The organism is Bacillus sp. S3 (genome assembly GCF_005154805.1).
Classification (GTDB): domain Bacteria; phylum Bacillota; class Bacilli; order Bacillales; family Cytobacillaceae; genus Neobacillus.
On sequence record NZ_CP039727.1, the window covers coordinates 3,904,347 to 3,925,935 of the forward strand.

At 44.7% G+C, this 21,589-nt stretch carries 15 protein-coding genes, 22 tRNA genes and 3 rRNA genes; 6 read left to right on the plus strand and 34 right to left on the minus strand.

Features of this window, described 5'->3' with window-relative positions; all coding sequences use genetic code 11:
* Positions 1 to 263 precede the first annotated feature (263 nt).
* The 24 genes from FAY30_RS19000 to FAY30_RS19115 form a co-directional block, all read right to left on the minus strand.
* Positions 264 to 335, minus strand: a tRNA-Glu gene (locus tag FAY30_RS19000).
* Positions 336 to 346: 11 nt separating this feature from the next.
* Positions 347 to 437: transfer RNA gene (locus FAY30_RS19005), tRNA-Ser, on the minus strand.
* Positions 438 to 441: 4 nt separating this feature from the next.
* A tRNA-Asn gene (locus FAY30_RS19010) sits at positions 442 to 516 on the minus strand.
* Positions 517 to 524: 8 nt separating this feature from the next.
* A tRNA-Ile gene (locus tag FAY30_RS19015) sits at positions 525 to 601 on the minus strand.
* A gap of 4 nt (positions 602 to 605) precedes the next feature.
* A tRNA-Gly gene (locus FAY30_RS19020) sits at positions 606 to 679 on the minus strand.
* A gap of 14 nt (positions 680 to 693) precedes the next feature.
* Positions 694 to 769, minus strand: a tRNA-His gene (locus FAY30_RS19025).
* Between the two features lie 25 nt (positions 770 to 794).
* Positions 795 to 870: transfer RNA gene (locus FAY30_RS19030), tRNA-Phe, on the minus strand.
* A gap of 8 nt (positions 871 to 878) precedes the next feature.
* Positions 879 to 955, minus strand: a tRNA-Asp gene (locus FAY30_RS19035).
* Between the two features lie 3 nt (positions 956 to 958).
* Positions 959 to 1,032, minus strand: a tRNA-Met gene (locus tag FAY30_RS19040).
* Between the two features lie 164 nt (positions 1,033 to 1,196).
* A tRNA-Ser gene (locus FAY30_RS19045) sits at positions 1,197 to 1,289 on the minus strand.
* A gap of 17 nt (positions 1,290 to 1,306) precedes the next feature.
* Positions 1,307 to 1,383, minus strand: a tRNA-Ile gene (locus tag FAY30_RS19050).
* Between the two features lie 25 nt (positions 1,384 to 1,408).
* Positions 1,409 to 1,485 (minus strand) — tRNA-Met (locus FAY30_RS19055).
* A 24-nt stretch (positions 1,486 to 1,509) separates the two neighbouring features.
* Positions 1,510 to 1,585: transfer RNA gene (locus FAY30_RS19060), tRNA-Ala, on the minus strand.
* 17 nt (positions 1,586 to 1,602) lie between these two features.
* Positions 1,603 to 1,679 (minus strand) — tRNA-Pro (locus FAY30_RS19065).
* 9 nt (positions 1,680 to 1,688) lie between these two features.
* Positions 1,689 to 1,765, minus strand: a tRNA-Arg gene (locus tag FAY30_RS19070).
* Between the two features lie 12 nt (positions 1,766 to 1,777).
* A tRNA-Leu gene (locus FAY30_RS19075) sits at positions 1,778 to 1,866 on the minus strand.
* Positions 1,867 to 1,871: 5 nt separating this feature from the next.
* Positions 1,872 to 1,946, minus strand: a tRNA-Gly gene (locus FAY30_RS19080).
* Positions 1,947 to 1,960: 14 nt separating this feature from the next.
* Positions 1,961 to 2,045 (minus strand) — tRNA-Leu (locus tag FAY30_RS19085).
* A 14-nt stretch (positions 2,046 to 2,059) separates the two neighbouring features.
* Positions 2,060 to 2,135, minus strand: a tRNA-Lys gene (locus FAY30_RS19090).
* Between the two features lie 9 nt (positions 2,136 to 2,144).
* Positions 2,145 to 2,217, minus strand: a tRNA-Thr gene (locus FAY30_RS19095).
* A 39-nt stretch (positions 2,218 to 2,256) separates the two neighbouring features.
* Positions 2,257 to 2,332: transfer RNA gene (locus FAY30_RS19100), tRNA-Val, on the minus strand.
* A gap of 8 nt (positions 2,333 to 2,340) precedes the next feature.
* Positions 2,341 to 2,457, minus strand: a 5S ribosomal RNA gene (gene rrf, locus FAY30_RS19105).
* A 132-nt stretch (positions 2,458 to 2,589) separates the two neighbouring features.
* Positions 2,590 to 5,525, minus strand: a 23S ribosomal RNA gene (locus FAY30_RS19110).
* A 194-nt stretch (positions 5,526 to 5,719) separates the two neighbouring features.
* Positions 5,720 to 7,270: ribosomal RNA gene (locus tag FAY30_RS19115) — 16S ribosomal RNA — on the minus strand.
* Together the 16S, 23S and 5S rRNA genes with 21 tRNA genes alongside form the textbook arrangement of a ribosomal RNA operon.
* 541 nt (positions 7,271 to 7,811) lie before the next feature.
* On the opposite strand from FAY30_RS19115, the gene FAY30_RS19120 reads away from it, so the two are divergent.
* The 4 genes from FAY30_RS19120 (at position 7,812) to FAY30_RS19135 (ending at position 10,853) form a co-directional block, all read left to right on the plus strand.
* Entirely contained in the window at positions 7,812 to 8,507 is a 696-nt protein-coding gene (locus FAY30_RS19120; RefSeq protein ID WP_149871353.1) for an MgtC/SapB family protein, read from the plus strand.
* Positions 8,508 to 8,591: 84 nt separating this feature from the next.
* Positions 8,592 to 8,664 (plus strand) — tRNA-Ala (locus FAY30_RS19125).
* Between the two features lie 339 nt (positions 8,665 to 9,003).
* Positions 9,004 to 9,315 carry a DUF485 domain-containing protein gene (locus tag FAY30_RS19130; RefSeq protein WP_149872776.1) on the plus strand — a complete coding sequence of 104 codons (312 nt, stop codon included), beginning with the start codon at positions 9,004 to 9,006 and terminating at the stop codon, positions 9,313 to 9,315.
* Positions 9,315 to 10,853, plus strand: a complete 1,539-nt coding sequence (locus FAY30_RS19135) for a solute symporter family protein (RefSeq protein WP_149871354.1) — start codon at positions 9,315 to 9,317, stop codon at positions 10,851 to 10,853. Before FAY30_RS19130 ends, FAY30_RS19135 begins: the two co-directional genes overlap by 1 nt.
* Before the next feature lie 48 nt (positions 10,854 to 10,901).
* Here the strand turns inward: FAY30_RS19135 and FAY30_RS19140 are convergent, their stop codons facing one another.
* On the minus strand, positions 10,902 to 12,257 hold the full coding sequence (locus FAY30_RS19140; protein ID WP_149871355.1) for a DEAD/DEAH box helicase: 1,356 nt from the start codon (positions 12,255 to 12,257) through the stop codon (positions 10,902 to 10,904).
* Between the two features lie 175 nt (positions 12,258 to 12,432).
* Between FAY30_RS19140 and FAY30_RS19145 the strand changes: the two genes are divergently transcribed.
* Positions 12,433 to 13,008 (plus strand): RBBP9/YdeN family alpha/beta hydrolase, encoded by a 576-nt coding sequence (locus tag FAY30_RS19145; protein ID WP_149871356.1) that lies wholly within the window; start codon positions 12,433 to 12,435, stop codon positions 13,006 to 13,008.
* 47 nt (positions 13,009 to 13,055) lie between these two features.
* On the opposite strand, the gene FAY30_RS19150 is transcribed toward FAY30_RS19145, so the two are convergent.
* From FAY30_RS19150 to FAY30_RS19170, 5 genes are all read right to left on the minus strand, one after another.
* Positions 13,056 to 13,508, minus strand: a complete 453-nt coding sequence (locus FAY30_RS19150) for an OsmC family protein (protein ID WP_149871357.1) — start codon at positions 13,506 to 13,508, stop codon at positions 13,056 to 13,058.
* Positions 13,508 to 14,689, minus strand: coding sequence for a cobalamin-independent methionine synthase II family protein (locus tag FAY30_RS19155; protein WP_149871358.1), 1,182 nt, complete (start codon positions 14,687 to 14,689; stop codon positions 13,508 to 13,510). The genes FAY30_RS19150 and FAY30_RS19155 overlap by 1 nt, the downstream gene beginning before the upstream one ends.
* Positions 14,690 to 14,707: 18 nt before the next feature.
* Entirely contained in the window at positions 14,708 to 15,421 is a 714-nt protein-coding gene (locus FAY30_RS19160) for a sulfurtransferase TusA family protein (protein WP_149871359.1), read from the minus strand.
* A 15-nt stretch (positions 15,422 to 15,436) separates the two neighbouring features.
* Positions 15,437 to 15,799, minus strand: a complete 363-nt coding sequence (locus tag FAY30_RS19165; protein ID WP_149871360.1) for a DsrE family protein — start codon at positions 15,797 to 15,799, stop codon at positions 15,437 to 15,439.
* 136 nt (positions 15,800 to 15,935) lie between these two features.
* The gene (locus FAY30_RS19170; RefSeq protein WP_149871361.1) at positions 15,936 to 16,169 is read right to left on the minus strand and encodes a sulfurtransferase TusA family protein; all 234 of its coding nucleotides are present in this window, start codon (positions 16,167 to 16,169) and stop codon (positions 15,936 to 15,938) included.
* Between the two features lie 151 nt (positions 16,170 to 16,320).
* On the opposite strand from FAY30_RS19170, the gene FAY30_RS19175 reads away from it, so the two are divergent.
* Entirely contained in the window at positions 16,321 to 17,205 is an 885-nt protein-coding gene (locus FAY30_RS19175; protein ID WP_149871362.1) for a selenium metabolism-associated LysR family transcriptional regulator, read from the plus strand.
* Between the two features lie 74 nt (positions 17,206 to 17,279).
* On the opposite strand, the gene FAY30_RS19180 is transcribed toward FAY30_RS19175, so the two are convergent.
* The 4 genes from FAY30_RS19180 to FAY30_RS19195 all read right to left on the minus strand — a co-directional run bounded on the left by FAY30_RS19180 (position 17,280) and on the right by FAY30_RS19195 (position 21,579).
* A complete protein-coding gene (locus FAY30_RS19180) occupies positions 17,280 to 18,773 on the minus strand; it encodes an acyl-CoA synthetase (protein WP_149871363.1) in 1,494 nt (497 codons plus the stop codon).
* Between the two features lie 155 nt (positions 18,774 to 18,928).
* A complete protein-coding gene (gene fabG / locus FAY30_RS19185) occupies positions 18,929 to 19,669 on the minus strand; it encodes a 3-oxoacyl-ACP reductase FabG (protein ID WP_149871364.1) in 741 nt (246 codons plus the stop codon).
* 4 nt (positions 19,670 to 19,673) lie between these two features.
* Positions 19,674 to 20,570 carry an intracellular short-chain-length polyhydroxyalkanoate depolymerase gene (locus tag FAY30_RS19190; RefSeq protein WP_149871365.1) on the minus strand — a complete coding sequence of 299 codons (897 nt, stop codon included), beginning with the start codon at positions 20,568 to 20,570 and terminating at the stop codon, positions 19,674 to 19,676.
* Positions 20,557 to 21,579: a 3-oxoacyl-ACP synthase gene (locus tag FAY30_RS19195; RefSeq protein WP_149872777.1), complete on the minus strand. Its 1,023-nt coding sequence runs from the start codon at positions 21,577 to 21,579 to the stop codon at positions 20,557 to 20,559. The genes FAY30_RS19190 and FAY30_RS19195 overlap by 14 nt, the downstream gene beginning before the upstream one ends.
* Positions 21,580 to 21,589: the final 10 nt, after the last annotated feature.

Genomic DNA, 21,589 nt, shown 5'->3' on the forward strand with positions numbered 1-21,589 from the left:
GCATAATCATATATGGCCTTACCCTTTACCGACGACTTCTGATGTTTTATCTACGACTTTTAATCTTTTATCAACAACTTTTCAGGTTTTATCTACGACTTTTAATCTTTTATCAACAACTTTTCAGGTTTTATCTACGACGTTCCAACTTTTTTCTACAACTCATTATTAAGCTTTAAAGGATGGCGTAGGCCGTGGTCCTGCCCTTAATTATTTAATAGGCACAAAAAAACTGATAACAAATTGTTATCAGTTTTTTCATATGACCCCTACGGGATTCGAACCCGTGTTACCGCCGTGAAAGGGCGGTGTCTTAACCGCTTGACCAAGGGGCCGTTTAAAATTATGGCGGAGAAGGAGGGATTTGAACCCTCGCGCCGGTTACCCGACCTACACCCTTAGCAGGGGCGCCTCTTCAGCCTCTTGAGTACTTCCCCATAATGGCTCCGCAGGTAGGACTCGAACCTACGACCGATCGGTTAACAGCCGATAGCTCTACCACTGAGCTACTGCGGAATAAAATATGGTGGGCCTAAATGGACTCGAACCATCGACCTCACGCTTATCAGGCGTGCGCTCTAACCAGCTGAGCTATAGGCCCCTAATGGAGCGGGTGATGAGAATCGAACTCACAACATCAGCTTGGAAGGCTGAGGTTTTACCACTAAACTACACCCGCATTGTTAAAGATGATGGGGCGGCTGATGGGAATCGAACCCACGAATGTCGGAACCACAATCCGATGCGTTAACCACTTCGCCACAACCGCCATACATATAAAATTTAAAATAAAATGGTGGCTCAGGACGGAATCGAACCGCCGACACAAGGATTTTCAGTCCTTTGCTCTACCGACTGAGCTACTGAGCCACTTTAGATGGCGGTCTGGACGGGACTCGAACCCGCGACCTCCTGCGTGACAGGCAGGCATTCTAACCAACTGAACTACCAGACCGAATTGCGGGGACAGGATTTGAACCTGCGACCTTCGGGTTATGAGCCCGACGAGCTACCAGACTGCTCCACCCCGCGATAATAAAAAGTATAAAGTATTGCCCATGCTCAAAGTTTACATGGACTGTAACAATCTCAGCAAGCATATTCAAGCAGCAGTTCGATTGATACAACTCGCAGTTTTTTCTTTGAAGCAACGCTCGTTGCTCCACCCCGCGATAATAAAAACTGTTAAAATAATATGGCGGAGGAAGAGGGATTCGAACCCCCGCGCGGTTTAACCCGCCTGTCGGTTTTCAAGACCGATCCCTTCAGCCGGACTTGGGTATTCCTCCATATTATAAAGTGTTACTGGTGGACCTTGTAGGACTCGAACCTACGACCGGACGGTTATGAGCCGTCTGCTCTAACCAGCTGAGCTAAAGGTCCAAGTTGAAAATATTTTTTAAAAATTTGGTAGCGGCGGAGGGGATCGAACCCCCGACCTTACGGGTATGAACCGTACGCTCTAGCCAGCTGAGCTACACCGCCATAATTTAATTTTATACTAAAGTTTGGTGGAGCCTAGCGGGATCGAACCGCTGACCTCCTGCGTGCAAAGCAGGCGCTCTCCCAGCTGAGCTAAGGCCCCAAAGTTAATAATTGAAATGGTCGGGAAGACAGGATTCGAACCTGCGACCCCTTGGTCCCAAACCAAGTGCTCTACCAAGCTGAGCTACTTCCCGTTAAACTTATGGCGCGCCCGAAAGGAGTCGAACCCATAACCTTCTGATCCGTAGTCAGACGCTCTATCCAATTGAGCTACGGGCGCATTAATTTAGAATGGTGCCGAGGACCGGAATCGAACCGGTACGGTAGTCACCTACCGCAGGATTTTAAGTCCTGTGCGTCTGCCAGTTCCGCCACCCCGGCACTACTGGAGCGGAAGACGGGATTCGAACCCGCGACCCCCACCTTGGCAAGGTGGTGTTCTACCACTGAACTACTTCCGCATATCAAAATTAAATGGTGCGGGTGAAGGGAGTCGAACCCCCACGCCTTGCGGCGCCAGATCCTAAGTCTGGTGCGTCTGCCAATTCCGCCACACCCGCATATTAATTTTAAATGGTGAGCCATGAAGGACTCGAACCTTCGACCCTCTGATTAAAAGTCAGATGCTCTACCAACTGAGCTAATGGCTCGTACAAAGGTGCCGGCGAGAGGACTTGAACCCCCAACCTACTGATTACAAGTCAGTTGCTCTACCAATTGAGCTACCCCGGCAAATAGTTTGGAAAATATTTATTTAACTTCAATATTTTATGGTGGAGGATGACGGGATCGAACCGCCGACCCTCTGCTTGTAAGGCAGATGCTCTCCCAGCTGAGCTAATCCTCCATTATAAAGCCTGGCAACGTCCTACTCTCACAGGGGCGCATGCCCCAACTACCATCGGCGCTGAGAAGCTTAACTTCCGTGTTCGGTATGGGAACGGGTGTGACCTTCTCGCCATTATTACCAGACTATTTTATCGACACTATTTTATTATAATGTTTTTTTCATATTTTTCAAGAGGAAATTTAATTTTTTTCATTCCCTCAAAACTAGATAATGCAGAAGAAGTTTTTTGTAAAAACGAGTTCAACCACTTAAAAATGGTTAAGTCCTCGATCGATTAGTATCAGTCAGCTCCACATGTCGCCATGCTTCCACCTCTGACCTATCAACCTGATCATCTTTCAGGGATCTTACTAGCTTGACGCTATGGGAAATCTCATCTTGAGGGGGGCTTCATGCTTAGATGCTTTCAGCACTTATCCCGTCCGCACATAGCTACCCAGCGATGCCTTTGGCAAGACAACTGGTACACCAGCGGTGCGTCCATCCCGGTCCTCTCGTACTAAGGACAGCTCCTCTCAAATTTCCTGCGCCCACGACGGATAGGGACCGAACTGTCTCACGACGTTCTGAACCCAGCTCGCGTACCGCTTTAATGGGCGAACAGCCCAACCCTTGGGACCGACTACAGCCCCAGGATGCGATGAGCCGACATCGAGGTGCCAAACCTCCCCGTCGATGTGGACTCTTGGGGGAGATAAGCCTGTTATCCCCGGGGTAGCTTTTATCCGTTGAGCGATGGCCCTTCCATGCGGAACCACCGGATCACTAAGCCCGACTTTCGTCCCTGCTCGACTTGTAGGTCTCGCAGTCAAGCTCCCTTGTGCCTTTACACTCTACGAATGATTTCCAACCATTCTGAGGGAACCTTTGGGCGCCTCCGTTACTCTTTAGGAGGCGACCGCCCCAGTCAAACTGCCCACCTGACACTGTCTCCCACCCCGATCAGGGGTGCGGGTTAGAATTTCAATACAGCCAGGGTAGTATCCCACCGACGCCTCCACCGAAGCTAGCGCTCCGGCTTCTCAGGCTCCTACCTATCCTGTACAAGCTGTACCAAAATTCAATATCAGGCTACAGTAAAGCTCCACGGGGTCTTTCCGTCCTGTCGCGGGTAACCTGCATCTTCACAGGTACTATAATTTCACCGAGTCTCTCGTTGAGACAGTGCCCAGATCGTTACGCCTTTCGTGCGGGTCGGAACTTACCCGACAAGGAATTTCGCTACCTTAGGACCGTTATAGTTACGGCCGCCGTTTACTGGGGCTTCGATTCAGAGCTTCGCTTGCGCTAACCCCTCCTCTTAACCTTCCAGCACCGGGCAGGCGTCAGCCCCTATACTTCGCCTTGCGGCTTCGCAGAGACCTGTGTTTTTGCTAAACAGTCGCCTGGGCCTATTCACTGCGGCTCTTCAGGGCTATGAACCCTAAAGAGCACCCCTTCTCCCGAAGTTACGGGGTCATTTTGCCGAGTTCCTTAACGAGAGTTCTCTCGCTCACCTTAGGATTCTCTCCTCGCCTACCTGTGTCGGTTTGCGGTACGGGCACCTTGAATCTCGCTAGAGGCTTTTCTTGGCAGTGTGGAATCAGGAACTTCGGTACTAAATTTCCCTCGCTGTCACAGCTCAGCCTTTACGGTGAACGGATTTTCCTGTTCACCAGCCTAACTGCTTAGACGCGCATATCCAACAGCGCGCTTACCCTATCCTCCTGCGTCCCCCCATCACTCAAACGATTCATAGGTGGTACAGGAATATCAACCTGTTGTCCATCGCCTACGCCTTTCGGCCTCGGCTTAGGTCCCGACTAACCCTGAGCGGACGAGCCTTCCTCAGGAAACCTTAGGCATACGGTGGATGAGATTCTCACTCATCTTTCGCTACTCATACCGGCATTCTCACTTCTAAGCGCTCCACCAGTCCTTACGGTCTAGCTTCAACGCCCTTAGAACGCTCTCCTACCACTGACACCAACGGTGTCAATCCACAGCTTCGGTGATACGTTTAGCCCCGGTACATTTTCGGCGCAGAGTCACTCGACCAGTGAGCTATTACGCACTCTTTAAATGGTGGCTGCTTCTAAGCCAACATCCTGGTTGTCTAAGCAACTCCACATCCTTTTCCACTTAACGTATACTTTGGGACCTTAGCTGGTGGTCTGGGCTGTTTCCCTTTCGACTACGGATCTTATCACTCGCAGTCTGACTCCCACGGATAAGTCTTTGGCATTCGGAGTTTGTCTGAATTCGGTAACCCGATGAGGGCCCCTAGTCCAAACAGTGCTCTACCTCCAAGACTCTAACAACGTGAGGCTAGCCCTAAAGCTATTTCGGAGAGAACCAGCTATCTCCAAGTTCGATTGGAATTTCTCCGCTACCCACACCTCATCCCCGCACTTTTCAACGTGCGTGGGTTCGGGCCTCCATCCAGTGTTACCTGGACTTCACCCTGGACATGGGTAGATCACCTGGTTTCGGGTCTACGACCACATACTCAAACGCCCTATTCAGACTCGCTTTCGCTGCGGCTCCGTCTCTTCAACTTAACCTTGCATGGGATCGTAACTCGCCGGTTCATTCTACAAAAGGCACGCCATCACCCATAAACGGGCTCTGACTACTTGTAGGCACACGGTTTCAGGAACTATTTCACTCCCCTTCCGGGGTGCTTTTCACCTTTCCCTCACGGTACTGGTTCACTATCGGTCACTAGGGAGTATTTAGCCTTGGGAGATGGTCCTCCCTGCTTCCGACCGGATTTCACGTGTCCGGCCGTACTCAGGATCCACTCAGGAGGGAACGAAGTTTCAACTACAGGGCTTTTACCTTCTACGGCTGACCTTTCCAGGTCGCTTCATTTACCCCGTTCCTTTGTAACTCCATGTTGAGTGTCCTACAACCCCAAGAGGCAAGCCTCTTGGTTTGGGCTATGTCCCGTTTCGCTCGCCGCTACTCAGGGAATCGCGTTTGCTTTCTCTTCCTCCGGGTACTTAGATGTTTCAGTTCCCCGGGTATGCCTTCTATACCCTATGTATTCAGGTAAAGATACTGTTCCATTACGAACAGTGGGTTTCCCCATTCGGAAATCTCCGGATCAAAGCTTACTTACAGCTCCCCGAAGCATATCGGTGTTAGTCCCGTCCTTCATCGGCTCCTAGTGCCAAGGCATTCACCGTGCGCCCTTTCTAACTTAACCTAAAAAGGTTTATAACTCTTATTCAATAAGAGAGAAAAACTAAAATGGCGATTACTCGATGTTTACTTTGCTTCTTCTTACGATTATCTAGTTTTCAAGGAACAAAAAAGTCTTGAGAGAATTGCTCCCTCAAAACTAAACAAACAAGAAACGTCAACCTTATTATCAGTCCGAAAGGACTGCATTATCCTTAGAAAGGAGGTGATCCAGCCGCACCTTCCGATACGGCTACCTTGTTACGACTTCACCCCAATCATCTGTCCCACCTTAGGCGGCTGGCTCCATGAAGGTTACCCCACCGACTTCGGGTGTTACAAACTCTCGTGGTGTGACGGGCGGTGTGTACAAGGCCCGGGAACGTATTCACCGCGGCATGCTGATCCGCGATTACTAGCGATTCCGGCTTCATGCAGGCGAGTTGCAGCCTGCAATCCGAACTGAGAATGGTTTTATGGGATTGGCTAAACCTTGCGGTCTCGCAGCCCTTTGTACCATCCATTGTAGCACGTGTGTAGCCCAGGTCATAAGGGGCATGATGATTTGACGTCATCCCCACCTTCCTCCGGTTTGTCACCGGCAGTCACCTTAGAGTGCCCAACTGAATGCTGGCAACTAAGATCAAGGGTTGCGCTCGTTGCGGGACTTAACCCAACATCTCACGACACGAGCTGACGACAACCATGCACCACCTGTCACTCTGTCCCCCGAAGGGGAACGTCCTATCTCTAGGAGTGTCAGAGGATGTCAAGACCTGGTAAGGTTCTTCGCGTTGCTTCGAATTAAACCACATGCTCCACCGCTTGTGCGGGCCCCCGTCAATTCCTTTGAGTTTCAGCCTTGCGGCCGTACTCCCCAGGCGGAGTGCTTAATGCGTTAGCTGCAGCACTAAGGGGCGGAAACCCCCTAACACTTAGCACTCATCGTTTACGGCGTGGACTACCAGGGTATCTAATCCTGTTTGCTCCCCACGCTTTCGCGCCTCAGCGTCAGTTACAGACCAGAAAGCCGCCTTCGCCACTGGTGTTCCTCCACATCTCTACGCATTTCACCGCTACACGTGGAATTCCGCTTTCCTCTTCTGCACTCAAGTCCCCCAGTTTCCAATGACCCTCCACGGTTGAGCCGTGGGCTTTCACATCAGACTTAAAGGACCGCCTGCGCGCGCTTTACGCCCAATAATTCCGGACAACGCTTGCCACCTACGTATTACCGCGGCTGCTGGCACGTAGTTAGCCGTGGCTTTCTGGTTAGGTACCGTCAAGGTACCGGCAGTTACTCCGATACTTGTTCTTCCCTAACAACAGAGCTTTACGACCCGAAGGCCTTCATCGCTCACGCGGCGTTGCTCCATCAGACTTTCGTCCATTGTGGAAGATTCCCTACTGCTGCCTCCCGTAGGAGTCTGGGCCGTGTCTCAGTCCCAGTGTGGCCGATCACCCTCTCAGGTCGGCTACGCATCGTCGCCTTGGTGAGCCGTTACCTCACCAACTAGCTAATGCGCCGCGGGCCCATCTGTAAGTGTCAGCCGAAACCGACTTTCAGCTTTTCCTCATGAGAGGAAAAGAATTATCCGGTATTAGCTCCGGTTTCCCGAAGTTATCCCAGTCTTACAGGCAGGTTGCCCACGTGTTACTCACCCGTCCGCCGCTAACCAACGGGAGCAAGCTCCCATTGATTCGCTCGACTTGCATGTATTAGGCACGCCGCCAGCGTTCGTCCTGAGCCAGGATCAAACTCTCCAAAAAAGTTGAGTTGATTAGCTCATAAAATAAAACGTTGGCTTAGTTTCTATAGAAGAAACTAATAATTTATTGTTTGTTGACATTTTTGTTTGTTTAGTTTTCAAAGAACAATTATTTGACCAGTGTCAAAAAAATCATTTTTCAACAATTTAGCCATTCTTTCGACTCGCCGCTCAAAAGCGACTTCTTTAATTTATCATATCTCACATCACTGTGTCAACAACTTTTTTAATTTCTTTTTTTCGTTGTTTGACTTTCCCGATGAGGACGAGATTTAATATACCATGATAAAGAAATGATTGCAATATAATTTCTAAAGTTTTTTCAAAATCTATTTTTCAATAGACTCATAAAACGAACTAATAATGTATATGTAATTAGAGACAGCAGTTTATTACAATTTAAATGGGTAAAGCAAAAAAAACATTCAAGACAAGATGGATCAATCGATTTATATTTTGCTCTTTCAATCGATCTATCTTTAAGTGTAGAATCAAAATAAAGTTTTTATTATTTTTGATTATTTAATTTGGAAGTGAATAATATGAGCAATGCGGATGTTGATATATTAATTAAGCTCGGTATTTCTGCTATTTTCGGACTGATCATCGGTCTTGAACGTGAGTTGAAAAGGAAACCTGTAGGTCTTAAGACAAGTCTTGTTATTTCCGTTGTAAGCTGTTTGCTGACGATTGTATCCATTCAATCTGCGTATATGTTTCCAAATTCAGATGAAGTAAAGATTACAATGGATCCGCTCAGACTTGCAGCACAGATTGTCTCGGGAATTGGTTTTTTAGGTGCTGGTGTCATATTAAGAAGAGGAAACGACAGTATTTCAGGTTTAACAACGGCTGCCATGATTTGGGGAGCTGCGGGTATTGGAATTGCAGTAGGTGCAGGTTTTTATTTAGAAGCATTTGCCGGCGTTGCCCTACTTATCATTAGTGTAGAGTTAATTCCTTTTTTAATGAAACTCTTTGGTCCGAAGCAATTGCGAGAAAAGGAAATTACCCTTCAGTTATTTATAAGAGACCAAAAGCAAATCGAAATAGCTATTTCTTTTTTACTAGAAAAAAAATATATTATTCGCAGGCTTCGAATAAAGGATTTAGATAACGGAGATCATCTGGTTCAAATTTTGGTTGCAGTTGATTACCGTGAAAAAACCACTGAGGTATATGCCGCTGTTTCAGAAATAGATGGAGTAAAAAAGGTGGAAATTGAAAGTTTAAGCTAATTGAGAAATATTTATCCCTTTCTTGAAATTTCCTCTTGCAAGAATGATATAATATAGATATAATTCTTCTTGTAACAAAATATTGGGGGCTTAGCTCAGCTGGGAGAGCGCTTGCATGGCATGCAAGAGGTCGTCGGTTCGATCCCGATAGTCTCCATACTCCGAAAACCTTTGCGCTGCAAAGGTTTTTTTGTTTTGTCACCAATTAATTATTAAATTCGTATGAATAATTTTTCCTATTTTTCCAATTTCCTCTTGCGCATTTAATTTCATTATTACTATAATTATAAACGAAAATAAAGTTCAAAAATTTAGAAAAATCTGTATTATGGGAGATGATGCGATAAATAGACTCAAGGTTTCCTCTAATGTTTATCATGTAACGTCCTAGTATTTCTTCATCAATTGTCCCATCAGCATTGTCTTTTCTTTTTAACCCCATGTTTGAGCAAAAGGTTTTTAGATGAGAGGGGGGCTTCCAGTGGAGCCACAAAAAATGAAAGCATATTCTGAAAGCGATTACAGTTCTATTGTCCAATCACCATCATTTCAAACATTGCTCTCCGAAAAGAAGAAATTTATTATTCCAGTCACTATTTTCTTTTTTTGCTTTTATTTCGCACTACCTATATTAACCTCTTATTCAACGGTATTGAATCATAAGTTTATCGGCAGTATTACATGGGCATGGGTTTTTGCATTCTTACAATTTATTATGACTTGGGGATTATGCATGCTTTATTCAAAGAAAGCGGAAAAATTTGATGAATTAGCCAATAAAGTGGTTCAAGAAGGGGTGAATAGCTGATGAACACCCCTGCTTTTATTATGTTTCTTGGAATCGTTTTTGTAACGTTAATTATTACATATTACGCTTCCAAAAAAACAAAAAATGCAAGTGAATTTTATACGGCCGGCGGCGGGCTGACGGGCTGGCAAAACGGACTTGCCATCGCCGGGGATTATATGTCAGCTGCTTCATTCCTAGGAATTGCCGGTGCTGTAGCCTTAACTGGCTTTGATGGTTTTTTCTATAGTATTGGATTCCTTGTTGCCTACCTTGTTGTTCTTTATATAGTGGCGGAACCATTAAGAAATCTTGGAAAATATACATTTGCAGATATGATTGCAGCCCGCTTCAATGCCAAGAAAATCCGCGGGTTTGCAGCGATGAATACTGTAGTTATTTCAATCTTTTATATGATTGCACAGCTTGTAGGTGCGGGAGCACTTATTAAATTATTATTAGGCTTAGACTATACTACATCGGTTTTAATCGTTGGTGTCTTGATGACGGTTTATGTTATTTTTGGCGGGATGCATGCGACGAGCTGGGTGCAAATCATTAAAGCTGTTCTGTTAATGGGCGGTACTTTCTTAATCTCGATCATTGTATTTGCTAAGTTTAATTGGAGCATCACTGATATGTTTGCCCAAATGAAAACGGCCACGCCTTTGAAAGAAGCTTTCTTAAATCCGGGGGTCAAATACAAAATTGGTCTTGATACGATTTCATTAAATATGGGACTCGTACTAGGGACCGCCGGATTGCCGCATATCCTCGTCCGCTTCTTTACTGTTAAAGATGCGAAAACGGCTCGTGCCTCCGTTGTTTATGCAACTTGGATTATTGGACTCTTTTATGTTATGACAATTTTCCTCGGTTTTGGGGCTGCAGCCTTTGTCGGTAATTCTGAAATCGTCGCAGCTAATCCAGCTGGAAATATGGCAGCACCACTGTTAGCAAAAGCGCTTGGCGGGAATATGCTATTTGCATTTGTTTCAGCAGTTGCCTTTGCAACAATTCTAGCAGTTGTTGCAGGACTTGTTTTAACAGCAGCTTCTGCCTTTGCCCATGATTTCTATAACGAAATCCTTCGCAAAGGAAAAGCAACGGAGAAGCAGCAAGTTAGTATGGCTCGCTGGGCCGCTATTGCAGTTTCTGTCATTTCTATTATTCTTGCATTAGGGGCGCAAACACTTAATGTTGCCTTCCTGGTTTCTCTTGCATTTGCCGTAGCTGCCAGTGCGAACCTGCCCGTCATTATTTACACCATCTACTGGAAGCGATTCAATACAACAGGTGCGGTATGGGCAATGGTCGTTGGATTGATCACTGCAATCGGCCTTGTGCTTATTAGCCCGAACGTGTTCAGTCCTGAAGCAGGGAAAGCCATTTTTGTCGGCAATCCTATCTTCCCATATACTACACCGGGAATCGTCTCGATCCCGCTTGGATTCCTTGCCGGTTACTTAGGAACCATCTTCTCCAGCCAAAAGGCTGATGTGAAGAAGTTCGAGGAAGTATTGGTGAAATCAAATACTGGAATTGGTATTAATAATTAGCTAGACAAAAAATGGGACTGAAGTCAATTTCAGTCCCATTTTTTAGCCTTATTTTTTTCTGCTTGAACTTGTTTTAGCCGATTTGCCGCCAGACTTAAAGGTGGAGTTCTTTGGCCCGGTTCGTTTACCTTGTTTAGGTTTGAAGTTCCCTTTTTGCTCACCTTTAAAATCTGCATTATTTCGGTTTCGAGATCCTCTACCCTTCTTTCCACTTCCGGTGCCGCGTTTTTCATTTTGACCATATGGTCGGGCTTTCTTTTCATCCCTCGAATGTTCAATTTCCTGACCGCTGTTTCCCAGGTTTTGTTTTGGAATCGTAATCGTCAGTTCTTTTTCAATTAAATCAAGTGTTGGCCGGTCAGCGGACGAGTAAAATGTAATTGCCAAGCCGGTCATTCCTGCCCTGCCTGTTCGGCCAATACGGTGGACATAGCTTTCGGCATCTTGCGGAATATCATAATTGAATACATGTGTGACCCCTTCAACATCAAGTCCCCTTGCTGCCACATCGGTTGCAATTAATAATTGAATCTCTGCATCCCTAAACCGCTTCATCACTTGTTCCCTTTTAGCCTGCGATAAGTCCCCATGTAATTCGTCACATGGAAATCCGTGGGCTTTCAGCGCATCATATAGCTTACTTACTCTCCGTTTTGTCCGGCAAAAAATAACCGCTAAAAACGGCCGATGCGTTTCTATTAATTGAATCAATGTTGCCTGCTTCGCCCTGTCTGTTGTATGGATCGCCAGCTGCTTGACATTTTCAGCAGGACCTTGTGTTTTTTCTATTTGAATGTATTCAGGCGCTTTCATATGTTTTGCCGCCAATTTCCTGATTTCCGGCGGCATTGTTGCAGAGAATAACATGGTTTGCCGGGTTGCAGGTGTCTCCCGAATAATATCCTCCACTTCCCCGAGAAATCCGATATGAAGCATTTGGTCCGCCTCGTCTAATACAAGAAGGGATATTTCTGATAATCGAACCGTTTCTCTCCTAATATGATCTAACAGCCGGCCGGGAGTACCGACAACTATTTGCGGATTCCGCTTTAATTTTTTCAGCTGTTTTTCAACATCCTGACCGCCATATGCAGCTAACACAGAGATACCCTGCATACCGACAATCAATTTTTCAATTTCTTCTGTTATTTGCAAGGCCAATTCTCTTGTAGGAGTGACGATGAGTGCTTGCACATGTGCTGCATCCCTATCGATTTTTTCAAGAATCGGCAGGATAAAGGCAAAGGTTTTCCCTGTCCCCGTTTGTGCCTGTGCAATAATATCGTTACCCTTCATTACAAATGGAATCGATTGTTCTTGAATCGGTGTTGGGATCGCGACACCATAGCCGCGTAATTGCTGTACTAAAGTTTCTGAAATTCCTAATGATAAAAAGTCTGCCAAACCTACCCCTGCTTTCTACTTAACCTATCCACTTATATTGATGGTTTTTCGAAGGAATTGCAAATATATATGTAAAAATCCAATCATTGGTTGTCATTTCTTTTTAAAAACCTTATAATTAATAATACCAACTTAATCAATCGGAATAGTTAAATTAAATAATAGGAGGGATTTTATGAAGGAACAGAGTTTTCTCATCATCCATGGATTAGGAGGGAGCGGCCCGAATCACTGGCAAACGTGGCTTGCACATGAACTAACAGAAAGAAACTACCATGTTAGTTACCCAACCTTCTCGCACTTCGATAGCCCTAATAAGAGTGTTTGGCTGGCCGAATTAGATGCGGCGATACAAACCCTCCCGGCAGGCCATCAGCTTACTGTTATTACTCACAGTCTTGGCTGCTTGCTTTGGCTTCATTACACAGCGATTTATCCGAAAAGAATCGCTGTACAAGTCATTCTTGTTGCACCTCCATCTCCAGCCATTGTTCTTTCTCAAGCAAAATCTTTTTATCCTGTACCGTTACAAGGGAACCGTCTCTCAAGAGCAGCAGAAGATACATTATTTATTCATTCAACCAATGATCCCTATTGCAGTATGAAGGATGCGAAAAGCTATCTAAGCTTGGGCTATCCCTCGATTGTTTTACCGGATTCCGGGCATATTAATACAGATTCCGGGCACGGAAAATGGCCGTGGATATTGGAACAGTGCCTAGTCGATGGAAAAATAACCCAATATGTATAAAAAGAAAAAAGGAGTGGGATTAATAATCCGTCACTCCTTCTTTTTATTTAAACTATTACGGCCGCTTTCACCCAGTGATTTACGACCGGAATGCCGGCGTCCTTCATTGTTCGATAAACAGGGCATCTGAGGTCAACTGCTTTTTGTAATTCATCAATTCTTTCTTGGGACTCGGATGTTTCGACAACCGCATTGACTGTGACTTGCTGAAAGTAAGGTTTAACCGATAAATCTCCCATGAGTCCTGCTAGATCCAAGCTTCCCTCAACATTAAAGGAGATTCCTTGAAGGTCAAATTTCATTTCCTGCGCTATCAATTGAGCCATGACATTTTCACAGGCAATCAACGAGGATAAAAATGCCGAAAGCGGGTCAATCGCCGAGTCCTTCCCACCAAAAGATACCGGTTCATCGATCGCAATCGTATGCTTGCCTGCAGCCGCATCAAGGCGCATTCCAGTTCCTTTACCCTCTACTTTAAAGTTCATCAACTGTCCCATTAATTATTCTCCTTTACTAGAACCATTTCCCGCAGCTTTATCGCTGCCTCCGACATCACCTTTAATTTTTCAAAAGCAATCTCGTCGCTGTTCATTGGCCGTTGTGCAAATGTACCAAAGCCGCAATCCGGATTTAAAAAGATTTTTTCATCCGACAGGTACTTTCTAGCCTCTTGGACTCGTTCAATGATTGCCTCAACGTTTTCGATTGTTTCTGTTCGAGGATTGACGATACCCAATCCCAGCTCTTTCCCGCCAAATTCAGCAATCACATCAAGCTCCCCGGCACGAGGAGTCGCATATTCAAGAATAAGCTGATCGACATTTACATGTGCGAGATAGGGAATTAATGGATCATATGGTCCGCGAAGCAGAACCTGTTCTTGAGTGCTCCAGTTACCGCGGCACACATGTACACCGATCCTTGACCCTCTTCCAAGCATGCCTTCTGTTACCTGATTCATTAAATCAAGTGCAAAGGCAATCTCTTCAGCAGCATCGGCTTTTGCCGTCAATGCACCGCACATAAAGGTCCGGTTGGCATTTTTTTGCGTGAAAACAAGTTCTGTCAACACAGGCTCATCGAATTGAATAAAATCAACTCCGGCGGCAATCAACTCTTCCACTTCTTCACGTAAAACATTAATAATATCAACAGACAAATCCTCTTTTGTCGGGTAAGCATCTTTTGAAAGCCCTTCTACCCACATCGCTCTTGTTAACAGGTAAGGACCCGGGAGCATGACCTTAATGGCTTTGTCTGTATGCTTATTCAAAAATAAATAGTCATCAAGTGCAAGCGGCTTCCTCCGGCTGATTTTTCCAGTGGCTGCCGGATTTGACATTGAAAATGCCGGTACGTCTAATGTTCCAAGGATTTCCTCAAAGCTTGCTTTATCCTCGACATATTCAAGCAGCTCCGAAACCGTCAGCATCCGGACATTGTTTAGATGTTCGGCTACAAACGAGATAAAATTATCGCGTCGCTGCTCACCGTCAGAGATGATATCTATTCCTGCTTCTTCCTGCCATTTCAAGCATTGTAACACGGCTTGATCTGCAATAATTTGAAACTCTTCTTCACTTATTCTTCCGGCCCGTTTATCGCGCATGGCTCTTTTTACTTCGTTCGACCTTGGCCAGCTGCCAATAACAGTGGTCGGAAATTTCGGTACATTCATATCGGTAATAACCCCCTGTTAAAATACAATCGAGAGCCTAATTTCAATCTTAACTGCTTGTTTAAGAGTTTGATAAATGGGTGACCGTGCAAGCGTATTTTTCCATAATTCCTCGAGCACCGTTTCAGATTCAGGTGATGACACATAAAAGGTTCCAGTAAACTGACCAAGTTTAGGGCTGCCCTCATCTTCTAGTTCCATATGATAAAGAACATTTTCCAGTCCACCCTTTAAGCTCAGCTCTACATGATCAATCTCGAGGTTACGCTTGGAGGCTTGTGCTTTGTAGCCCACCGTCAAACAAGAGGCAAGCGATCCAATCAAATAGTCGATTGCACTTGGTGCATTCACCTTCGGACTGAAATCGGCCGGCTGTCCCACTGTAAAGGTATGGTTTCTGGAGTGCACCTTTGCGGAGAGATCGTTTTCTCCCTGAACCCGAACACTCCATTGATAGCCTTTCGCTGCCTCCAAATCCTGCTCTAATTCCGTTTGTTCGGCACCTTTTCGAATAAAATATCTGATTGTATTGTCACCAGGTTCCGAACCAAGAAATCCATGGTCCACCATTCGGCACCATGCCGGCAGGTCCTCAGCTACTGTTCTTTCTCTGCTTCGGACTTCAAGAATCTGCCCATTTTCCAAGGGATCCATTGCCTTTTTTATAATCAGCAATAAACCGGACCCGCAATCTAAATCTCCGCCGTCACAGACTGCATGTGGTGAATACATCTTGTTCACCACATTCTAATACGTAATGGAAGCTGCACCTTGGCTGAGGAACTCAACTAATTTCGCTCCGCCCACAATGGTTGCACCTTCAATTAATTGTTCTTCTTCCAAGCCGCGCTTTTTAAAACATGGACTGCACACCCAAAGGGTTCCGCCCGCTTCTGTAAACTGATCCATTAACTGTTTTAATGGGGCAAAGCCTTCTTCATGAATTTCTTCAGCATATCCTTTTGACGCAAGGTAAGCGCCTTCAACATTCAGAAATACCACTGTTTCCTGTCCAGATGCCACTGCCGCATTGGCAACCACGAATCCAACTGTTGCCTTATCAGGATCATTCTTTGCATTTGTTAAACTTACTAAAAATTTTCCAGCCATTTTTCATTCCTCCATTATGCTCATTTTGCCGATAAGAAAGTATAACTTTCCTATCATGCATAAGTGCAACTACGCCTCTGTCTTCGCCTAACGGCTCGCCAATCAGCGAGTTTTCTTTATATGTAAAAGGCTGTTATTAACCTTTTTCAATAAAATAGTGGCTTGTCTTGCCAACGTCTCTGCGTTCAAGAAGGGTATGCGTTTGCATTCTGCACCATGCCGGCAGGTCCTCTCTTGCACCAGGGTCATAGGAAATCACTTCAATGATTTGACCGCTTTCCATCTTTTTCATTGTTAGAAATAGATTCATAATCAATTCTCCGCAGCCGGTCGGGCCTGCATCATATAGTAAATCTGGTTCATAGGTCATACATTCCTCCCCCTTCGGCACATAGTCACAAACAATTCAAATAGATACGTCTACTTCATTATAGAAAAGTGGTAAGCTAATAGAAATTCAAGTTATCTATTTTGCCAATCACTACTAATCGATTATATGAATATACAAGGGGAAGATTCCGATGGATTTGCATCAATTATATGTTTTTACAAAGGTCGTTGAGCATAAGAGCTTTTCTAAGGCAGCCGAGGATATATTTTTAAGTCAATCAACAGTCAGTTCCCATATTCAAGGATTGGAGAAAATGCTTGGAGTCAAGCTCTTTGATCGAGTCGGCAGGGAAAGCATTCTTACCCCGCATGGAGAACGATTATACGGCTGGGCACTGAAGCTTTTACTTTTAAAAGACCAGGCATTGCTCGATTTAAAGCAAGGGATGGCGGAGCTCAAGGGAATGATTCGAATTGCGGCAAGTTCTGTTCCGAGCCAGTTTATGATTCCAAAAATGGTCAAACGATTTAGGGAACATTATCCAGAGGTTATGTTTCATATTAACCAGTCTTCTTCAAAAAATGTTGCCGAAAAGGTGTTGAATGGTTCTGTTGATGTTGGGATATTGGGTCAGAAATTTGAAGATGATAAACTGCACTATATTCCTTTATTAAAAGAAAAACTGGTGCTTGTTACCCCAAATCAAATGGAAATAACGGAACCTGTCCATATCCGCGATATTTTACATTACCCTTTTGTCATGCGAAATTCAGATTCTGGTACGAATGCGCTTCTAGAAAGTTTTTTGAAAAAAAATCATATTGCCAAGGATCAATTAAAGATCATTTCATATATAGAGGATGGACAGAGTTTATTGCAATTCGTGATTCAGGATGTTGGCATCTCCATTATTTCAGAAGTATCTGCAAGAGAATATTCTAAAAATAATTTATTAAAAATGTATGAGATTAATGGCTTTGACGATGAACGATATTTCTATCTTGTTTATAACATTAATAAAACACAATCAATTGTATCGAAATTGTTTATTGAGCGTGCCGGGGATTTGGTTTAGATTGCATAGTGCCTGGCACCGCTTTGAATTTTGCCGTAAAAAACCGAAAAGGGAGAACATCACAGTTCCCCCTATTACTTTTGAATACTCATTTCTTTTAATTTCTTTTTATCTATTTTCCCAACATGGGTTTTTGGCAGTTCCTCGACATGGATGAATTGTTTGGGTATCTTATAACGCCCTAGTTTGGATTCGCAGTATAGTTTTAACTCTTCCTCTTGTAAGGTGTACGTTTGCTTCAATGTAATGAATGCCACAACAACCTCACCCCATTTTTCATCAGGCAAACCAAGGACTGCCACTTCATCAATCGCAGGATGTCCAGCAAGCCTCTGCTCTATCTCAAGAGGATAGACATTCTCTCCGCCGCTAATAATCATATCTTTTTTCCTGCCGACAATGTAATAGAAGCCCTGTTCATCTCTTTTCGCTAAGTCACCGGTATGGATCCAGCCATCTTTTATCGTCTTCCTTGTTTCCCGGTCGCGGTTCCAATAAAACGAAAAGCCGTGTTTCCCTTTGATTAATAGTTCTCCTACTTCGTTTGGTTTTGTCTCTGAACCATCCGCTTTTTCTAGTTTGATCGAATTAAACAGCATTGGCTTGCCGACAGAACCGGGATTTAGCCGTGCATCTTCGGGGCTTATAAAAAAGTTATTCGGCCCTGCCTCGGTGAGACCATACCCCTCTTTAAAAGCTAACCCCTTTTTTTGAAAGGCCTCGTAAATAGACAACGGGCATGGTGCTGCCCCTGATAAAAAGATTTTCATATAAGGGAACTTGTTATGTTGAAATTCCGCTGTTTGAATTAGCATATGATACATCGTTGGAACGAGAAGAATTGTTGTGCAGCGATACTGATTAAGGGTCCCTACCGCTTTTTCACCTACAAATGAATCGCCCATGACAACTGTGCCGCCAATCATCAGGATTGGGACGCACAAGGCATTGAGCCCGCCGGTATGAAACATCGGCAAATAGTTTATCGTCACATCATCCTCTGTTAAATTCCAGCTCATAATTGTATTCATCGCATTCCAAAGAATCGATTGATGGCTTAACACAACGCCCTTTGGTGTTCCAGTCGTCCCACCGGTATAGATGATTGCCAGCGGGTCAGTTTCTAAGATTTCCTCTTCAGGTAAATTCCTAATTGAAAAAGTGACTAGTTCTTCGTAACTGGCATCCCCTGTAAGGAAAGTGCTTACGTTATTTAAATGTGGACACATGCCTTCGAACATCTGGTGAATTCCTATTAATACCGGTGTACAATCCTCCAATATTTCGCTTATTTCATGCGTTGATAAGCGCCAATTAATCGGGACGAAAATCGCCCCTATTTTCCCACAGGCAAATAGCAAATCAAAATAGCAAATATCATTTGGCGAAAGCAGGGCAATCCGATCCCCTTTTTTCACGCCGCGGGCACGAAGCCAGTTAGCGGCAGATTTTGCCCGTCTATTTAATTCTTCAAACGTCCAAGCCGTATTTGTTTTTTCATCTACAATGGCATCCTTATCCGGCGATAATCGTGCCCGATTTCCCAGCCAATCCAGTTCCCAGCTCACCGACCAATCGCTCCTTCGCTACTAGATGGAACTATCTTACTCATATTTAGTTACGGGGAAGTTACAAAGGATTGCTTTTATGAGCTTTCTACAAAGTTCACTAAAAAGATATATGAATCAGCAAAAAAACGACCCCAAAAAGGTCGCTTAATAAATTACATCATAATTCCGCCATCCACATGCAGTACAGTTCCATTTACATAGTTCGATTCATCAGAAGCAAGGAACAAATATGCATTTGCTATATCTTCCGGTTTTCCTAATCGTGCAAGCGGCACCATCTGCATCATTTGGGCCATCACTTTTTCCGGTACCTTTGCGGTCATCCCTGTTTCGATGAATCCAGGGGCGACGGCGTTGACATTAATCCCTTTCCGTCCCAGTTCCTTCGCCCATGTTTTCGTCATCCCGACTACACCAGCTTTAGTGGCCGCATAATTTGTTTGCCCGACATTTCCATAGACGCCAGAGACAGAAGATGTATTAATAATTCTTCCGCGTCCATTGGCAATCATCGCCGGCAAAACTGCCTGCGTGCAGTGAAACACACCCGTCAAGTTGACATCAAGCACCTGTTGAAAATCCTTTACCGATAGCTTTGACAGCATTGCATCCCTTGTGATACCGGCATTATTAATCAAAATATCAATTTTCCCATATACACCAAGAACCTTCTCAACCATTTCGTCGACACTTTGACGGTCAGCAACATTCACTTGAAAAAAGGATACTTCATAGCCATTCTGCTGCAGTTCCCGCGCACGTTCTTCCCCTTGTTCCACATTAAAATCGGCCATTGCCACCTTCGCGCCTTCTCGGGCAAATACTTCAGCAGCCGTTAATCCGATTCCGCCCGCTGCACCGGTTATAATCGCTACTTTGTCCTGTAACCTCATCCACTTACGCCTCCAAAAATTGTGTCATCGCTTTCAATAATTGCGGCAGATCATCTACTAATGGTGAATGCCCGCAATCTTTTAATTCGATATAAATCGCTTTTTCTCCTAGGTCCTCAACCAGTTCTTTCGTCATCTCTTTTAAAATCACCATATCCCGATCCCCTTGCAGCACAAGAACAGGGACATCAATTAAATCGACTTTTCCGTTGCCTTCAACGAGCCCGTTATGATGACGGCTAATATTAAACGTATTATTGGCATGATGCACCTCTGCTAAATTCCTTTGCGTCCTCATGTCTTGAACATATTCATCATAAAGGTCCGGTGCGGGTTGATGATGGGTGTAAATCACCGCATTCCAGATTAATTTTAATAATGCCGTGTCATTGGTATCGTAGGCGGTTTGCACAGGGATCGTTCGAATCAAATCCTGCTTAATTTCTTCATGCGAGGAAAAGCGCCGCGGCACATCGTTTTCATTTATTTTTCCATCGAATGGGTAACCGCGAGTCGATTCCGATGCCAGTAAAATCAGCTTATTGCAATATCCCGGGTAATCTGCAGCAAATTGCATTGCTACCGCACCGCCCGTTGACCAGCCTGCCAAAGCAAAATCCTTCAAACCAATTTCATCAACAAACAGCTTCACATCATCAGAAAAGTCTTTAATCGACATAATTAGATTGTTATAGCTCGAACCGCCAAAGCCGCGTAAATCCATCGCATAAAGCTTATATTTCTCATCCATGTTATCGAGTACCAAATCCCAATGCTTCGAGGATGTCATATTTCCGTGGATTAATAGTACATTAACCGTGCCGCCCTCTCTCTCCCTGTATACAATAGTTTCGCCATTCGGCAAAAGCACTTCCTTCATCACAACATTAACCATTCCCATCACCCTTCCCCCATTTCATTGCGGTCGCTCCCCATGCATAACCAATACCGGCGCTGACTAATACGACAATATCGCCATCCTTGATTTTCCCTTCGTTCATGGCAAGCTCTAAGGACAAAATCTGATCGATTTGTCCAATATGTCCATAATCTTCGAGGTAAATAGATTGCTCATCTGACAAGCCTAATTCCTTTAATACATATTCATGGGCTGATTTTTTCATGTGCAGAATCGCCAAGTAGGAAAGATCCGCCACACTATAGCCACTTTTACGTAATGATTCACGAATAACCTTTAAAAAGTTATCCATCGACTTTTGTTCTAAACGCTGTTTCATTCCCTCGGGGTCAAGGACATCCAGCTTATTTAGACGCTGGTCAATCGCCTTTTTGGTTATCGGGTTCTTCGTACCGCCGGCAACCACCACCACATCTTCAGAAAAAGATCCATCAGTGATAAGTTCTGTTTCTAATAAGAGGTTTTCGTTATGCCCTTTTCGTAAAAGAATCGCCCCGCCGCCGGCTGCAAGATTAAACATGAAACGGGTTCTTGGATTCTCATAATCAATGAAATCAACGTTACGATATCCTCCTGCAAGCAGGACCGTTCGGATAGAAGGATCGGCAATCATCATACTTTTCGCCACTTTTAACGCCATCACCGTCGTCCCGCATCTTAATGCCAGGTCAAAGGCCCAAGCATTCAATGCCCCTACTTCTTCCTGCAGCTTAATCCCTGCCGTCCAAAGCGGATATTCCTTGTGTTCCTCTCCAATATAAATCACAAGGTCAATTTCCAAGGGATCAATTCTAGCCTTGGCAATCGCTTTTTTAGCAGCGATAATTCCCATTTCACATGTATGGTCATTTGACCCAGGTACATGCTTTTTCTTGATTCCCATTTTCTCTTCGACAACACGAACGGGGATACCTGCCCGTTCTGCAATCTCTTTTCCGGTTAGACATTCCTCCGGAAGATAAATTCCTGTGCTCAACATTCCAATTTGCATACCCATCACC

Excerpts from the sequence above, each read along its gene's own strand:
- FAY30_RS19165 (WP_149871360.1), bottom strand. The coding sequence starts at position 15,799 with ATGGCTGGAAAATTTTTAGTAAGTTTAACAAATGCAAAGAATGATCCT.
- FAY30_RS19150 (WP_149871357.1), bottom strand. The coding sequence starts at position 13,508 with ATGGGACAGTTGATGAACTTTAAAGTAGAGGGTAAAGGAACTGGAATG.
- FAY30_RS19175 (WP_149871362.1), top strand. The coding sequence starts at position 16,321 with ATGGATTTGCATCAATTATATGTTTTTACAAAGGTCGTTGAGCATAAG.
- FAY30_RS19160 (WP_149871359.1), bottom strand. The coding sequence starts at position 15,421 with ATGTATTCACCACATGCAGTCTGTGACGGCGGAGATTTAGATTGCGGG.
- fabG (WP_149871364.1), bottom strand. The coding sequence starts at position 19,669 with ATGAGGTTACAGGACAAAGTAGCGATTATAACCGGTGCAGCGGGCGGA.
- FAY30_RS19190 (WP_149871365.1), bottom strand. The coding sequence starts at position 20,570 with ATGGGAATGGTTAATGTTGTGATGAAGGAAGTGCTTTTGCCGAATGGC.
- FAY30_RS19145 (WP_149871356.1), top strand. The coding sequence starts at position 12,433 with ATGAAGGAACAGAGTTTTCTCATCATCCATGGATTAGGAGGGAGCGGC.
- FAY30_RS19195 (WP_149872777.1), bottom strand. The coding sequence starts at position 21,579 with ATGCAAATTGGAATGTTGAGCACAGGAATTTATCTTCCGGAGGAATGT.
- FAY30_RS19155 (WP_149871358.1), bottom strand. The coding sequence starts at position 14,689 with ATGAATGTACCGAAATTTCCGACCACTGTTATTGGCAGCTGGCCAAGG.
- FAY30_RS19170 (WP_149871361.1), bottom strand. The coding sequence starts at position 16,169 with ATGACCTATGAACCAGATTTACTATATGATGCAGGCCCGACCGGCTGC.
- FAY30_RS19135 (WP_149871354.1), top strand. The coding sequence starts at position 9,315 with ATGAACACCCCTGCTTTTATTATGTTTCTTGGAATCGTTTTTGTAACG.
- FAY30_RS19120 (WP_149871353.1), top strand. The coding sequence starts at position 7,812 with ATGAGCAATGCGGATGTTGATATATTAATTAAGCTCGGTATTTCTGCT.
- FAY30_RS19130 (WP_149872776.1), top strand. The coding sequence starts at position 9,004 with ATGAAAGCATATTCTGAAAGCGATTACAGTTCTATTGTCCAATCACCA.